The organism is Rhizobium sophoriradicis, from assembly GCF_025200795.1.
In the GTDB taxonomy this organism is placed as follows: Bacteria; Pseudomonadota; Alphaproteobacteria; order Rhizobiales; family Rhizobiaceae; genus Rhizobium; species Rhizobium sophoriradicis.
Window position 1 is genome coordinate 3,180,816 of sequence record NZ_CP104152.1, and the last position, 14,396, is coordinate 3,195,211.

At 60.2% G+C, this 14,396-nt stretch carries 16 protein-coding genes; 9 read left to right on the plus strand and 7 right to left on the minus strand.

The window, feature by feature from the left end:
- Position 1: 1 nt before the first annotated feature.
- Positions 2–904 carry a branched-chain amino acid ABC transporter permease gene (locus N2597_RS15785; protein ID WP_010051810.1) on the minus strand — a complete coding sequence of 301 codons (903 nt, stop codon included), beginning with the start codon at positions 902–904 and terminating at the stop codon, positions 2–4.
- A gap of 534 nt (positions 905–1,438) precedes the next feature.
- Here N2597_RS15785 and cysQ point away from each other — a divergent pair.
- The 3 genes from cysQ to sciP all read left to right on the plus strand — a co-directional run bounded on the left by cysQ (position 1,439) and on the right by sciP (position 4,682).
- Positions 1,439–2,236 carry a 3'(2'),5'-bisphosphate nucleotidase CysQ gene (cysQ, locus tag N2597_RS15790; protein WP_038690873.1) on the plus strand — a complete coding sequence of 266 codons (798 nt, stop codon included), beginning with the start codon at positions 1,439–1,441 and terminating at the stop codon, positions 2,234–2,236.
- A 582-nt stretch (positions 2,237–2,818) separates the two neighbouring features.
- Positions 2,819–3,544 carry a sugar transferase gene (locus N2597_RS15795; protein WP_038690874.1) on the plus strand — a complete coding sequence of 242 codons (726 nt, stop codon included), beginning with the start codon at positions 2,819–2,821 and terminating at the stop codon, positions 3,542–3,544.
- An 862-nt stretch (positions 3,545–4,406) separates the two neighbouring features.
- Positions 4,407–4,682 (plus strand): CtrA inhibitor SciP, encoded by a 276-nt coding sequence (sciP, locus tag N2597_RS15800; protein ID WP_007533628.1) that lies wholly within the window; start codon positions 4,407–4,409, stop codon positions 4,680–4,682.
- 21 nt (positions 4,683–4,703) lie between these two features.
- Here sciP and N2597_RS15805 read toward each other — a convergent pair whose 3' ends face one another.
- A complete protein-coding gene (locus N2597_RS15805) occupies positions 4,704–5,249 on the minus strand; it encodes a paraquat-inducible protein A (protein WP_183598460.1) in 546 nt (181 codons plus the stop codon).
- A gap of 62 nt (positions 5,250–5,311) precedes the next feature.
- Here N2597_RS15805 and N2597_RS15810 point away from each other — a divergent pair, with 62 nt between their 5' ends.
- Positions 5,312–5,590: a GNAT family N-acetyltransferase gene (locus N2597_RS15810; protein WP_183598462.1), complete on the plus strand. Its 279-nt coding sequence runs from the start codon at positions 5,312–5,314 to the stop codon at positions 5,588–5,590.
- 100 nt (positions 5,591–5,690) lie between these two features.
- Here the strand turns inward: N2597_RS15810 and N2597_RS15815 are convergent, their stop codons facing one another.
- Positions 5,691–6,041 carry a hypothetical protein gene (locus tag N2597_RS15815; RefSeq protein ID WP_009991379.1) on the minus strand — a complete coding sequence of 117 codons (351 nt, stop codon included), beginning with the start codon at positions 6,039–6,041 and terminating at the stop codon, positions 5,691–5,693.
- 436 nt (positions 6,042–6,477) lie between these two features.
- On the opposite strand from N2597_RS15815, the gene ctrA reads away from it, so the two are divergent.
- On the plus strand, positions 6,478–7,179 hold the full coding sequence (gene ctrA, locus N2597_RS15820) for a response regulator transcription factor CtrA (protein WP_007533606.1): 702 nt from the start codon (positions 6,478–6,480) through the stop codon (positions 7,177–7,179).
- A gap of 285 nt (positions 7,180–7,464) precedes the next feature.
- Here ctrA and N2597_RS15825 read toward each other — a convergent pair whose 3' ends face one another.
- Positions 7,465–7,827, minus strand: a complete 363-nt coding sequence (locus tag N2597_RS15825) for a response regulator (RefSeq protein WP_004675721.1) — start codon at positions 7,825–7,827, stop codon at positions 7,465–7,467.
- Between the two features lie 120 nt (positions 7,828–7,947).
- Positions 7,948–8,595, minus strand: coding sequence for a histidine phosphotransferase ChpT (gene chpT / locus N2597_RS15830; protein WP_038692755.1), 648 nt, complete (start codon positions 8,593–8,595; stop codon positions 7,948–7,950).
- Between the two features lie 194 nt (positions 8,596–8,789).
- Between chpT and N2597_RS15835 the strand changes: the two genes are divergently transcribed.
- Both N2597_RS15835 and N2597_RS15840 read left to right on the plus strand, forming a co-directional pair.
- Entirely contained in the window at positions 8,790–9,377 is a 588-nt protein-coding gene (locus tag N2597_RS15835; protein ID WP_009992762.1) for a DUF1134 domain-containing protein, read from the plus strand.
- Positions 9,378–9,539: 162 nt separating this feature from the next.
- Positions 9,540–10,700 (plus strand): coiled-coil domain-containing protein, encoded by a 1,161-nt coding sequence (locus N2597_RS15840; protein ID WP_096771476.1) that lies wholly within the window; start codon positions 9,540–9,542, stop codon positions 10,698–10,700.
- A gap of 102 nt (positions 10,701–10,802) precedes the next feature.
- On the opposite strand, the gene N2597_RS15845 is transcribed toward N2597_RS15840, so the two are convergent.
- Together N2597_RS15845 and N2597_RS15850 are read right to left on the minus strand one after the other, a co-directional pair.
- Positions 10,803–11,627, minus strand: a complete 825-nt coding sequence (locus N2597_RS15845) for a TrmH family RNA methyltransferase (RefSeq protein WP_077990048.1) — start codon at positions 11,625–11,627, stop codon at positions 10,803–10,805.
- Positions 11,628–11,634: 7 nt separating this feature from the next.
- A complete protein-coding gene (locus tag N2597_RS15850) occupies positions 11,635–12,018 on the minus strand; it encodes a hypothetical protein (RefSeq protein ID WP_183598464.1) in 384 nt (127 codons plus the stop codon).
- A 41-nt stretch (positions 12,019–12,059) separates the two neighbouring features.
- Here N2597_RS15850 and N2597_RS15855 point away from each other — a divergent pair, with 41 nt between their 5' ends.
- Entirely contained in the window at positions 12,060–13,085 is a 1,026-nt protein-coding gene (locus N2597_RS15855; protein ID WP_077990046.1) for an RluA family pseudouridine synthase, read from the plus strand.
- Between the two features lie 191 nt (positions 13,086–13,276).
- Positions 13,277–14,185 carry an RNA polymerase sigma factor RpoH gene (rpoH, locus tag N2597_RS15860; RefSeq protein WP_012484996.1) on the plus strand — a complete coding sequence of 303 codons (909 nt, stop codon included), beginning with the start codon at positions 13,277–13,279 and terminating at the stop codon, positions 14,183–14,185.
- Positions 14,186–14,396 lie beyond the last annotated feature (211 nt).

Genomic DNA, 14,396 nt, shown 5'->3' on the forward strand with positions numbered 1-14,396 from the left:
GTTATACCTTCTCGACTTCCGGCCGCCCGAGGATACCCGTCGGCTTGAAGATCAGCACGAAAGCGAGGATGGCGAAGGTCGCCACATCCTTGTACGCGATGGTGAAATAGGCCGACCACAGCGATTCGATCAGGCCGATCATCAGCCCGCCGAGAACGGCGCCCGGCAATGAGCCGATGCCGCCGAGAACGGCTGCGGTGAATGCCTTCACACCCGGCGTAAAGCCGTCGGCGAATGACGCGACACCATAATACATCAGATACATCGTGCCGGCGACGGCAGCGAGTGCCGCACCCATCACGAAGGTGATCGAGATCGTCTGGTCGACGTTGACGCCGAGAAGCGCCGCCATCTTGCGATCCTGCTCGGTGGCGCGCTGGGCGCGGCCAAGCGCGGTACGATTGACGATGTACCAGAAGGCAGCGAGCAGCACCGCGGTGATCACGATGATGATGATCTGCTTCAGCGACACCGAGATGTTGCCGAACTGATAGACCGAGCTCACCATCGGCGGGATCGGCTTGTTGCGCGGACCCTGCGTCACCTGGATGAAGTTGGACAGCACGATCGACATGCCGATCGCGGTAATCAGCGGCGCCAGGCGGAACGAGCCGCGCAAAGGACGGTATGCGACACGCTCGATCGTCCAATTCCACAAACTCGTCATCAGCATCGCGACGACAAGCATCGCCAGCAGCAGAATTGCCACGGGGAGACCTGCGAAGATGGATGTGAGGACGAGGAAGACGATAAGAGCGGCGAAACCACCGAGCATGAAAATGTCGCCATGGGCGAAGTTGATCATGCCGATAATGCCATAAACCATCGTATAGCCGATAGCCACAAGGCCATAGATGGATCCGAGCGTCAGCCCGTTGAAGAGCTGCTGGACGAAATACTCCATATGTCGTTTTCCCCTGGATGCGAGCCGAATATGCTGCATCTCTTTTTGGTTCTTCGGTCACCCGTTTCAGGCAACCTCATGACCGCATGTATAGCGGTTTCGTTGCAAATGTGAAGACAAAAAGGATTTACTCCGGCAGATTCTTGTTCGAACAGGGCTAAATGGCGCATTTTGCACCAAAATCCACAGAAAATCGGCGAAGCACGTCCTGTTGTTAGCCAAAAACCGGCGTCGAATTAACCATCCGGCGATTTCACTCTCAATTTCATGAAGCTCTTGCGCCGTAGGCTATTCCACAGAATTGGAAGATGGAGCAAAATCAGACCCGCAACGCGCCGCTTTGGCGAATCCCATTCCAGCGAATAACTGCCATCTTCGTCTGACAAGACCGAAAGCTTATGGTAGCATCGCAGACTGCGTTATCGGGGTGCGGAGCGCGGGGCAAAACACCATATAAGATTGACTATGGTGGCAGGGATGGCTTGCGGACGAGCGACAACGGGGTGCTCACCGCGCGGCGAACGGCAAAGGACAATGCTGAGGACATTCGAAAAGGCGGCGCTCGAAGCCGGCAGGGCCATCATAACGGTCTTGCGCGAAGGCTTTCCCGTCGCCATGAAGGCGGACGCAAGTCCGGTCACGGTCGCCGACGAGGAGGCCGAACGCATCATCCTCGCGCATCTTGCCCGGGACTATCCCGAAATACCCGTCGTGGCGGAAGAGTCGGTCGCGGCCGGCAGCGTGCCCGACATCAGCGGTCGGGGCTTCTTCCTGGTCGACCCTCTCGACGGCACGCGTGAATTCGTCGACGGGCGGCAGGAATTCACCGTCAACATCGCCTATATCGAGAACGGCGCTCCGGTGGCCGGGATCGTCTACGCTCCGGCGCTCGGACTTGCCTTCTCGGGAGAACGCGGCCACGCCGAAAGGCTCGTGGTGACGGAGGATTTCACTGTCGGCGCACGCAGTGCAATCACCGTGCGCGAACAGCCGGCCGACCGGTTGGCGCTGGCGAGCCTTCGCCACAACAGCCCGGAGACCGGAACCTTCCTTGCCGACCATGCGATTTCGAAGTGCACCAATATCGGTTCGTCGCTGAAATTCTGCCTGCTGGCCGAAGGCAAGGCCGACGTCTACCCTCGTTTCACCCGCACGATGGAATGGGACACGGCGGCCGGCGACGCAGTGCTTCGCGCCGCCGGCGGTTCGACCGTGACGCTCGACGGAGCGCCGCTGACCTACGGCAAGACCGGAACGGCAGCCGATTTCGATTTCGCCAACCCGAACTTCATTTCCTGGGGCGGCAGGAAACGCGTTCTCGAACCCGCCTGACCTCCGCGGGGATCGCTGAAAGGCCGCAGGCACGTTTCTTCGCCGCTCCGCGCCTTCCACAGGCCCCTTCCCCGTGCCGATTATCTCAGCTCGTCCGGTCATGGACCGATTCGCAGAGCCGGGTGACAGACGTGATTCTGCGGGATAGCCCCGTGTCTCCACAGCTTCTGCCTGCAAAAGCTCGTCGATCCCGCCTTGGTTTTGTCACATTTTGGCACTGTTAGATAACAGGCCGACCGTTCTCGCGAAAAAATTTCGCTCCGGTTTCTGTTAAGAAATGGCGCTTGTGGGCAATGCGGTACGTACCGAAAAGGCACGTCCGGAGCACCCCAGAAGCCCCTGCCAAAGGCCTAAAAACCTTGACGAAATTCCAATTCTTAACAAAATATCATGAGTTTGCCTCAACTTAACGCAAGTGCGAAAGATTTATTGCGATGCGATATTTCTCTGGACACCATTACACAATTGTCGCATTTTTCCGTTTTAGTAGGGTTACCAACACCTGAGTGCAGCCCTGGTGACAGGGTAAACCATTGATCGCCTATTGCCGCCGCGCCCCTCGAAGACCACAGAGTACGATCCTTGAGCATCACGGAACTAAACAACACCATTTCGACAGAGTCCTTCCGGCCGAGCCGCCGCCAGCAGCCGAGCCTGAAGATCCAGACCCCGGTTATCCACAGCGATGCGTCGCAGGCGCCGTGGGTGGATCTCGTCCTGAAGCGGGCGTTCGACATTGTTTCGTCGTTGAGCGCCCTCCTCGTCCTCGCGCCCTTACTTCTCCTTGTCGCCCTCTTGATCAAGCTGGACAGCCCCGGACCGGTGCTGTTCAAGCAGACCCGTTGGGGTAAGAACTGCAAGGCCATCAAGGTCTACAAGTTCCGCTCCATGCGCACCGATCTCTGCGATGTCTCGGGCGTTGCCCAGACGGTGAAGAACGACCCGCGCGTCACCCGCATCGGCGCCATCCTGCGCCGCACGAACATCGACGAGTTGCCGCAGCTGTTGAACGTGCTGTTGGGCGACATGTCGGTCGTCGGTCCGCGCTGCCACGCGATCGGCATGCGCGCCGGCGGCATGCTCTACGAAGAGCTGGTGCCCGAATACCACCAGCGCCACGCAATGCGTCCGGGTATGACCGGTCTCGCCCAGATGCGCGGCCTGCGCGGCCCGACCGATCGTCCGGCCAAAGCCCGCGCCCGCATCGCCAGCGATCTCTATTACGTCGGGAATTTCTCGATCTGGATGGATATGCGCATCATCGTCGGAACTGTCGCATCGGAACTGGCCGGCGGAAAAGGCTTCTAAGCTTTTTGTGAGAACGGGCCGGCTGCTCGGAGCAGCCGGTACCGGAATGCTCGGGCGACCGCCCGCATGCGGTTGAGCGGATCGCGATTGCCATCTCACTCCTCAGCTACCCCCACGATCATATAGGACGAGAGATCGAGAAGAATCGCGTCTCGTCCCTGCTCCTGTCGTCAGCCGACCCAGCGCCGCTTCTGAGGCGCATAGGACGCTGCAGCACTTTGAATAGGTTCAGGCATCCGATCTGGCGCGGGGTGAGCGCCTTCCAGACTGAGCTGGCCCGAGAAGCGCCTGAGGCGGTGGAGCGATTGCCAAGCCAGCTTTCTGCCGGCATGGGCGCCATTGCCTAACAAAGGCGAAAATGTATTGTTTCAGGTCAGCGCCACGCAATGCGAAGGCGACGGTATTTCTCACCGCATCCTGGAAGAGCGTGTCCAGATGACGATTTCCTGGTTGGCCGCCCTCCTCGCAAACGCCCCTTCCGCTCAGAAGATCGTCAGGGATCGTCCGCTCCATTGCCGTCACCTGGTCTGCAGCAATAAATGAGTTCGGCGGCCTGGTAGAAGCTGACGAGGCTTTGCTGCCGATTGCTGATCAACGGTTTTCGCTGCCGGCGATGAAAGGCTCAAGCCGGAATGTCGACGAAGACCGTTTGGCTGTGCAAGCGAGGGCAGCAAGCATCAAATCGTATGAACTGGGCCGGTACAAGGGAGGTCGGAGACGAAGTCTTGCGAGGCAGACAGGCATTCATCGGCCACTCCGGGGCGTCTAAATTTGTTATCAAAGTCTTACGTTGGGCTTAGGCAATTTTTAAATGTGGCAGGCTAGAGTGGCGCTCGTGGTCTTGCGTTGTGTAGAGAGTCCAATGACCGAAATGATACGTCCCCGAGTGAAATATGTCATCGGCCCCGATGGCAGCCCCCTGACCATCGCGGACCTTCCGCCGCCCAATACGCGGCGCTGGGTCATCCGCCGGAAGGCAGAGGTTGTCGCGGCTGTTCGCGGTGGCCTGTTGAGCTTGGAAGAGGCCTGCGAGCGTTATACGCTCACGGTCGAAGAGTTCCTGTCCTGGCAGTCGTCGATCAACAGCCATGGCCTCGCCGGCCTGCGCACCACGCGCATTCAGCAGTATCGCCACTGATCGCACGCCAACATCGACGAGTTATTTCGGGCCGGACGCATCTCCCGTCAGGGAGTGCAGAAGGCCCGAAATCATTGACGAGGCCGCATAGCACCACAGGCCAGGCTGGGTGAATGCATCTGCCAACCCCGTCGTCTTTGCCGCCGCAATGACGATCGCGACCAGCAGCACGTCCATCATTGACCACTTGGACAGATGCGGCACGACGCGACGATAAAACAGACTGCCGGCCCCGCCGCCGGCACCTGTCGCTTCCGCAGCGATCCCGACCATCTTCAGAATCGGAAGCACGATCGACACCAGTGCGACGATCGCCGCCAGCAGCCCATCCCCGCCCTGCCAGAGCGAGGCTACGATCGCGACAAGCGATGGGGTCTGATCGAAGAAATACAATGTCTCGAAACGGACCAGCGGCAAGATGAGGCCGAGCGCCAAGAGGAACGGCGCCGCCACGAGCAGAACCGGGCGGATCATCGAAAGCGCCCTCATCCGCGCGAACCTCGCACCGAACCGATCTTTTTCATGAACACTCCGTCTCCTCGAGCAATTGCCTCGCCGACTTGGCATGATCGCGAGGTCGTGTCACCGTCGCCGGCGACAATATCCCCATCCCTCTGCGAGGAAAGACAATGGACATTCGAAACGACGAAGGCGCCTCCGGCGGCCGTTATGCGGCCGAGGTAGAAGGGCATCAGGCGGAAATGACCTATTCGCGCACATCGCCGAAGCTCGTCATCATCGATCATACCACCGTTCCCGATGCCCTGCGCGGCAAAGGTGTCGGCCAGGCACTGGCGCTGCACGCGGTGGAGGCTGCCCGCACCGGCGGCTGGAAGATCATTCCGCTCTGCCCTTTTTTCAAGGCGCAGGCGCAGCGCCACCCGGAATGGCGCGACGTCGTGAACTGACAAACACCAAAAGCCATGTATGACGGACCAGCACGCCCGTCATACATGGCTTCTCTGTGGCGATTCCCGGGGCGCCGAAGCCGGCGCCCGTCGTTTTCTCTTACGCCCTTGCTCGGGCGCCGCTGTCACGTTCTTCCAGCGCCGACGCCCTTGCATATTCCGCCTGCATCTCCTCAAGCGCCAATTCCAGCGCCTCTTCCTGCATCTTCAATTCCTTGATCGAAACCTGCAGGTTGTCGGCCCGCTGACGCGCGGCCTTGGCGAAGGTCGGATAAGCAAAGTGATTCGGGTCTGATATACCGGACTTCTTTTCCTCGACGACGATCTGGCTCTCCAGATCCTTCGTCATCCGTTCGAATTCGGACATCATCATCTGCAACTGCTGCAATTGACGTCGTTTTTCGTTCACCTGAAACTCTTTCAGGCGAACGAGACTTTCTCGCGACTTCATACGCATTACTCCCGTGATGCGAGACCCCGGCTCAACTTGAAACCGCCCTGCGCGCCGCTTTGACACGGTTTGCTAAAAAATTTCCTGCGATATTAACAAAAACCTACCGCTGGTAACCTTTCGTTTACGGGCATCGTTAATGATAGGCCCGATGATTTAAGGGTCGGTAAATGCCGCGGCATGAAGTTCGAACCTTTTCATTGGCGAGTCGGATGAATCACTTAGCGCTGTTTCCTAATGTTAAAATTGAGGAAAGCCTTTTTGAGATTCCTATTGGAAAACAGAGAAATGGAAAAAATATTTAATAAATTCGATACTCCTTGCCAGAGTGAATCAGAATTTGTTAACCATTTCGTGGCAGCTTCCAAATCACGTAGCTTGTTCGGTAGCGTGTAGGGGGCCAGACCACCTTTCGGCGGCGGTAAAGGGGATAATTATGCGGGTACTTCTCATCGAGGACGACAGCGCTACGGCGCAGAGCATCGAGTTGATGCTGAAATCAGAGAGTTTTAATGTTTATACCACCGATCTCGGTGAAGAAGGCGTCGATCTGGGCAAGCTGTATGATTACGATATCATCCTGCTCGATCTGAACCTGCCCGACATGTCCGGATATGAAGTGCTTCGCACTCTCCGGTTGTCGAAGGTCAAGACACCGATCCTCATTCTGTCGGGCATGGCCGGCATCGAAGACAAGGTTCGCGGCCTCGGCTTCGGAGCCGACGACTACATGACCAAGCCGTTCCACAAGGACGAACTCGTCGCCCGCATCCACGCCATCGTCCGCCGCTCCAAGGGCCACGCCCAGTCGGTGATCATGACCGGCGAACTGATCGTCAATCTCGATGCCAAGACCGTTGAAGTCGGCGGCCAGCGCGTCCATCTGACGGGCAAGGAATACCAGATGCTGGAGCTGCTTTCGCTCCGCAAGGGCACCACGCTCACCAAGGAAATGTTCCTCAACCACCTTTACGGGGGCATGGACGAGCCGGAACTGAAGATCATCGACGTCTTCATCTGCAAGCTTCGCAAGAAACTCGCCAATGCCGCCGGCGGCGCCAACTATATCGAGACAGTCTGGGGCCGTGGTTACGTTCTTCGCGAGCCGGATGGCACCGAATACGCGGAAACCGCCTGAGCTTCCAATCTTCCGATCCCCCTTATCGGAATGACGAAATCCCGCCCTTCCGGCGGGATTTTTCGTTTCCGCCGCACAGGGCCGCCGCCCGAATAAGCGATCAAGACTCGGTCGATCGGCGGGATAGGCGTAAAGAGCGCCGCATCAAACTTGGCGCATGCGACGCACCTTGTTCATTGTTTTATGCATGTCGATCAACGGAGGAGCGCAGCCTCAGCCGGCGTCCGGCTACGCTTCCGCGTTTATGTTCACGGGCGGCCGATTCCGCCGGCAAGAAGCCTGCCGTCAGGCAGCGATCGCGCGGTTCCCGAAAACGGCGGTCAGGATCTTGCGATCGAAGGGTTTGAGCAAGAAATCCGTGGCGCCGGCGCGTTTGCCGGCCATCAGTTTCTTGAGGTCCGCTTCGATGACGCAGTAATAGATCTTGACGTCCTTGCCCCCATCCATCGCGCGGATGGCGGCAATCAGGTCGAGCGCGCCTTCCATGCCGGAATCGACGATCAGATATTCCGGCAGTTCCGCCTGGCAGCGCTGCAGCGCCTCGCTGGCATTGGAAGCCTCGCTGACGAGAAAATCGAGTTCGGAGAGAATGCGCTTGCCGACTTTGCGGACGATGTCCGAATTATCGGTGATCATGAACCTTTGCATGACTGCTCCTTTGCCCCCGCATTCGTCGCAACAAGAGGCCTCTTACAACCCTGGAGGATAGGTCCATCAGGCTAAGGAATCGTTACCGGATGGGCGCCGACGCCCGCCCGGGCTCCGCAATCAAGCAGCAGCGACTACCGCCGTGAACACCAATTCGTCGGCGCTGGCGCTATGATCGAGCGTCATTCCGCACTCTTCAGCCAGCAGCACGGTGTAATAGGGCTGTATCGAATGGGCGTCGATTGCCTCCTCGATCGTGCCGGTCGATATTTCAACGAATTTCGGCGGCAAGCGCATCATCTTGCCCTTGGCGGTGAGCGTGAATTTGGCGTCGAATTCGGGATTTTCCAGCGTCACCTCAAGCACGCCGCCGCGTGGAATGGAGGAATAGGCGACGAGGAAGAGGTTAAGCAGCAGCTTGACCCGGTTCTTGGCAACGATGGCGCGCGGTCCGTTCCAGATAACCTCGGTCTTTTTTTCCGCCACCGCAAAATCCTTGGCGGCCCGCTCGGCCTCGCCGGTGTCGATCGAGGCACCGACGGAACCGGACGCGCCGAAGGCGAGACGCGCGAATTTCAGCCGAACGGAAGCATTGAGGGCGCTGGTGCGGATCAGGTCCATCGCATCGGCATCGGCGCCGCCTTCATCGAGAAGTTCCAGACCGTTGTTGATCGCGCCGACGGGCGAGATGACGTCGTGGCAAACGCGGCTGCAGAGGAGCGCGGCCAGATCCGGGCCGGACAGGGTAAGGTTCGGGTTCTTGGACATCATCGTCTCCTGAGGGGCGGCAATTTCATCGCGCCCGGTAATATGCGTCATCTAAATTGCGCGAAGTTTGCGATCGCATTGGGTGCCATAATGACACCATATTTGGTAAACCGATTGTTAAGATGATCGGCGCAAAATGCAGCAATTGACGCGAGCGGTTGTCCGCTCCCGACCAACGACGAACGGATGACACCATGCGCCCTCGATTTCCGCACCGATTCATCGGCTTCTGCAGGTTGCTCTCGGCCCTCGTCTTCTCCTCGATGATAGTGGCCGGGCCGGCCGCCGCTCAGAACAACGGTCAGTATACGATGCAGGAAATCATCGATACCGGCCACTCCTTCTTTGGCTCCGCCAGCGGCGGTCTTGGCAAGGTGGTGGAAAGCGCCTTCCAGAAATACGGCCTGCCGAACGGTTATATTCTCGGACAGGAAGGCGGCGGCGCCTTCATCGCCGGTCTCACCTATGGCGAAGGCCAGCTGAACACCAAGAATGCCGGCGAGCATCCGCTCTACTGGCAAGGCCCCTCCCTAGGTATCGATTATGGCGGACAGGGCTCGCGCGTCATGATGCTGGTCTACGATCTGCCTTCCATCGACGGCATCTATGCCCGCTTCGGCGGCGTCAGTGGCTCGGCCTATGTGATTGCGGGCTTCGGCATGACGGTGCTGAAGAACAACGACGTGCTGGTCGTGCCGATCCGCACCGGCGTCGGCGCCCGACTCGGCGTCAATGTCGGCTATCTCAAGATCACCCAGGCGCCGACCTGGAACCCCTTCTGAAGCCACAGGAGCGTCGGAAACCGTCGCCACCCGCATCGGCGGCCTTGCCCCGATGCGCCATGCGTGCTTAATCATCACGGATGACCCGGAATAGGACGCCGAACGCGTAATCGGTTTTCGGATGTCAAGTTCCGCCCAACGAAGAACGGGATTGGCCCCGCCGTGATCGAATACGCTCTCTTGTTCGGATTGGGCTTCCTGACCGCGGCCTTCCTCGTCTTTCTGGTTTCGCCGGCCGTACACCGCCGCATCGTCTGGTATACCGAAAACCGGCTGAAAGCGACGATGCCGCTGAGCCCGCAAGAGGTCCGCGCCCAGAAAGATATGGTGCGCGCCCTTTATGCCGCCGAAAACGCGCGCACCACCCAGGACCTTTTGCGTGAACGCGAAAAATCCCTCTCGCTCCAGCTGCGGCACGATGCCCTTGCCGTCGATGCCGGCAGGCTTGCCGCCGATATCGGTGAATTGCAGGCCCAGATCGGCGAGATGCATGTCGAGGCGGCCGAGCAGCGCTCGCACCTGCGCAAGGATGAGAACTATATCAGCCAGTTGAAGACCAATCTGCATATTGCCGAGCAATCCGCTGCCAACAAGGAGAGCGAACTGGCGGCAATGCGGACGCGGCTGAGCAAGCTCAGCGAACAAACCGATGGGCTGAGAATTGATCTGGCCGCGCGTGAAACAGAGGCCGAAAGCCTGAAATTCCGCGCAAACGCTCTGCGAGACGAACGCGACACATTGCGCCAGGACGTCACCCTGCTGCAGAAGCGGGCCAAGGATGCCGAGCAGAAACTGACACAGCAACAGCATATGGTGATCCGCCTGGAAGATAAGGCCGCGCGTGAGAGCGCTTCCGCCGCCGAGAAGGAAACCCTGCTCGCCCGCCGTCAGCAGGAAATCGCCAAGCTGAAGGAGCAGTTGAAAGCCGCCAATGCCGAGATCCGCAAGATCAACCGGGTGCTGCGCGACGCAGGCCTTGCCAAAATGGCGGCTGACCTGCCGGCGGAACTGACGGCCGAAGAGACAGCCGCGTCCATGCTCGATACCGCCGCAATGGCGGCTGAGATGGGCGAGGATGTCCGCAAGCGCAGCGCCGCGCTTGCCGAGCGCCTGCAGAAAGCAAAGTCCGTCGCCGGACGTGATGGTGCGATCCGCGAGGAGATCGCCTCGATCGCCGCCAACATGGTGGCGCTGACCGCACTCAACGAAGGCCCTTCCTCGCCGATCCGCACGCTGCTGCCGGATGCCGGGACCAAGAACCCGAACGACCGCGTCAGCCTTGCCGACAGGGCGGCCGCCATCATCGCCAATCCGATGCGTTAAAGCATGTCGCGCAAAACTGTGCAGCCGTTTGCGACAACGACATGCGAGACAATAAAGACCCAAAGCGGGGAGCGAATCTGAAGATCGCGACTGCTTTAGGGGTCAGATCCGACCCATGGCCGAGGCCATGGAAAACAACGCGATCCCCGTCGCCGTCGCCGCATTGAGGCTATCGAGCTCGTCCGATTGCGGGATGCGCGCGCTCTGAAAGCGGGCCAGCAGCGCTGCCGGCAAGCCCTCCCCCTCGGTGCCGACGACGAGCGCCATGCGTGCCGCCGCCGGAATGGCGCGAATGTCCGTTTTCCCATGCGGCGAAAGCGTCCAGATGGCAAAACCCCGTTCGGCGAGTGCAAGGAGCAGATCCAGCGCCTTGCCGCCGCGCCGGTGCGGAACGCTCAGCACCGATCCGACCGAGACACGCAGCGCTTTGCGATAAAGAGGATCACAGGAGGTTTCGTCGAGCAGCACGGCATCTGCCCGGAAGGCGGCGGCGTTGCGGAACATCGAGCCGGCATTGTCGTGATTGGAAATGCCGCAGCCGACGAGGACTAGCGCCCGTTCCGGCAGGGCGTCAAGAAGCGCTGCCTCGTCACGCTCCTCCCGCCGGCCAAGTGCGAGCACGCCGCGATGCAGATGGAAACCGACAATGCCCTCGAGCGCGTCGGCCTCGGCGACATAGACAGGCACGTCGGCGGGAAACCGGTCCAGGATCGGCAGGATGCCCTCGACACGGTTGCGCAGCAGCAGGATCTTTTCGGCGCGAAAGCCGCGGCCTTGCGCATGCGCCTCGGCGAGCATTCTAAGCACGACGGTACCCTCGGCGATGAAGCGGTTTTCCCGCCCGGTCAGATCGCGCTCGCGGATGTCGCGGAATTCCGCGACGCGCGGATCGTCGGCTTTGGCGATGGCGATCGGGGGAGCGGCCATGCCGGGCTCAATTGCCCGTGACGGTCAGGTCAGCGACGGAGCGGCCGCTCCGGAGATCGAAGATCAGCGCCTTGGCCTTGCCCTCGACGGTCTCGCCGTAAAACAGGATCTGCCCCGCCGAGAACGAGGTCGACTGCACCTTGAAACCCAGCGGCAGCGAAACGGTCGCCGCAAGCGGCGCCTCCGCGGGCACACCGGAGGCAGCGGCAGCCGGAGCCGTGTCGTTCGGCTCGCGCATCGTCTTGTAGACAACCGCACCGAAGACCGCCATAAGGCTCACGAACATGATGGCGCCGGAAACGATCTGCAGGCGGACCATCTTGCGCCGGACACTTTCCATCGCCGGATCAAGGGGCTTCTCTTCCTGGTCGTCTGGCTCGATTGCTGTCATCTGTGCGTCCCGTTCTAAGAATACGTCGGAGAAGAAGCGTCTTGAGCGACCCCTTTAAACAAGCAGTTGGCATTAGAAAAGTCCTGACCGCCGATGAAACCGCCGAAGGCCGGCTCGACGCCTGGCTGACGGCGCAGGTCGGCGAGGATTTTTCCCGCAGCCGTATCAAGGCACTGATCAAGGACGGCCTGGTTTCCATGCGGGGCGTACCCGTCACCGATCCGCAGCGCAAGGTGCGCGTCGGCGACAGTTTCGAGATCACCCTGCCCGAACCGGAAGACCCGACGCCTCAGGGCGAGGATATCCCGCTCGATATCCTTCATGAGGACGACGACATCATCGTCATATCGAAACCTGCCGGCCTGGTCGTCCATCCCGGCCCCGGCAATTGGACCGGAACGCTGGTCAATGCGCTGATCTATCATTGCGGCGATACGCTCTCCGGCATCGGCGGCGTTCGCCGCCCCGGCATCGTCCACCGTCTCGACAAGGACACGACAGGCGTCATGGTGGTCGCCAAGAACGACGTTGCCCATCGCCACCTCTCGCTTCAGTTTGCCGACCATGGCCGCACTATGCCGCTGGAGCGTGCCTATCAGGCGATCGTCTGGGGCCGGCCCCGGTCGCTGACAGGCACGGTCGACGCGCCGCTTGGCCGCGCCACCGGCGATCGTACCCGCCGCGCCGTCAAGCGCCCCGACAGCCATGATGCCGACGAGGCGATCACCCATTACGAGGTGATCGAGCGCTTTCATGAATCCCCGGACGCGACGGCGCTCGCCTCGCTGGTCGAATGCCGCCTCGAAACCGGCCGCACCCATCAGATCCGTGTGCACATGGCCCATATCGGCCACCCGCTGCTCGGCGACACGGTCTACGGCGCCGGCTTCAGGACCAAGGCCAATCTGCTGCCCGAAGAGATCCGCAAGGTGGTCAACGGGTTCGACCGCCAGGCGCTGCATGCCTTCATGTTGCAATTCGAGCATCCCCGCAGCGGCGAACTCATGCATTTCGAGGTACCGCTGCCGGAGGACATGGTGGAACTTGTCGAGGCCTTGCGGAGTTAGAGGGGACCGCGGAATTCCGCCTCCCCCGTCTCACACCTGCGTGAGCGGCGCCTTGAACCGCCGTTTCGCCATACTTATCTGTATATCGACTTAGTGCGGGCTTGGGTAGAAAGCCGCACGTCCCGGTTTGCCTTTTCGACGCGGGGACGCGTTTTCATCGGGAACCGGAATTCACTTTAGGAGGGTGCACTATGGCCCGAAATACCTTGCCGTCCATTACCGCCGGCGAAGCCGGCCTCAATCGTTATCTCGACGAAATCCGCAAATTTCCGATGCTCGAGCCGCAGCAGGAATATATGCTGGCCAAGCGTTATGCCGAGCACGGCGACCGCGACGCCGCCCACAAGCTCGTCACCAGCCATCTGCGCCTCGTCGCGAAGATCGCCATGGGTTATCGCGGCTACGGCCTGCCGATCGGGGAAGTAGTCTCCGAAGGCAATGTCGGCCTGATGCAGGCTGTCAAGAAATTCGATCCGGAGCGCGGCTTCCGCCTCGCCACCTATGCCATGTGGTGGATCAAGGCCTCGATACAGGAATATATCCTGCGCTCGTGGTCGCTGGTGAAGATGGGTACGACCGCAAACCAGAAGCGGCTGTTCTTCAACCTCCGCCGGCTGAAGGGCCGCATTCAGGCGATCGACGACGGCGACCTGAAGCCGGAGCACGTATCGGAAATCGCCACCAAGCTGAACGTCTCGGAGGAGGAGGTCATTTCGATGAACCGCCGCCTCTCCGGCGACGCCTCGCTGAACGCGCCTATCAAGGCGGCAGAAGGCGACAGCGGTCAATGGCAGGACTGGCTTGTGGACGATCACGACAGCCAGGAAGACGTTCTGATCGAACAGGACGAACTCGAAACCCGCCGGCGTATGCTGAGCAAAGCAATGAGCGTGCTGAACGAACGCGAGCGCCGCATCTTCGAGGCTCGCCGCCTCGCCGAGGAGCCGGTGACCCTGGAAGACCTGTCGGCCGAATTCGACATCAGCCGCGAACGCGTCCGCCAGATCGAGGTTCGCGCCTTCGAGAAGGTGCAGGATGCTGTCCGCAAGGAAGCCCTGGAACGCGCCAAAGCCGTCCGCGTCGTCGAAGCCACGGCCTGATAAGGCTGATTTGAGAACTGCAGCGCCACCTCCCGATCGGAGGTGGCGTTTTTTGTTTCTACGGAGAGTGCTTGGGGAAGGACGTTGCAGCACGTCCTCTTCTCCCCAGCGGGGAGAAGATGCCAGCAGGCAGATGAGTGGGGATGAGCGGCAAAGCCGCGAATGCACGTAGCGGAAGCGGAGGGCAACATGAAGGGCGTGCCATGCGGCC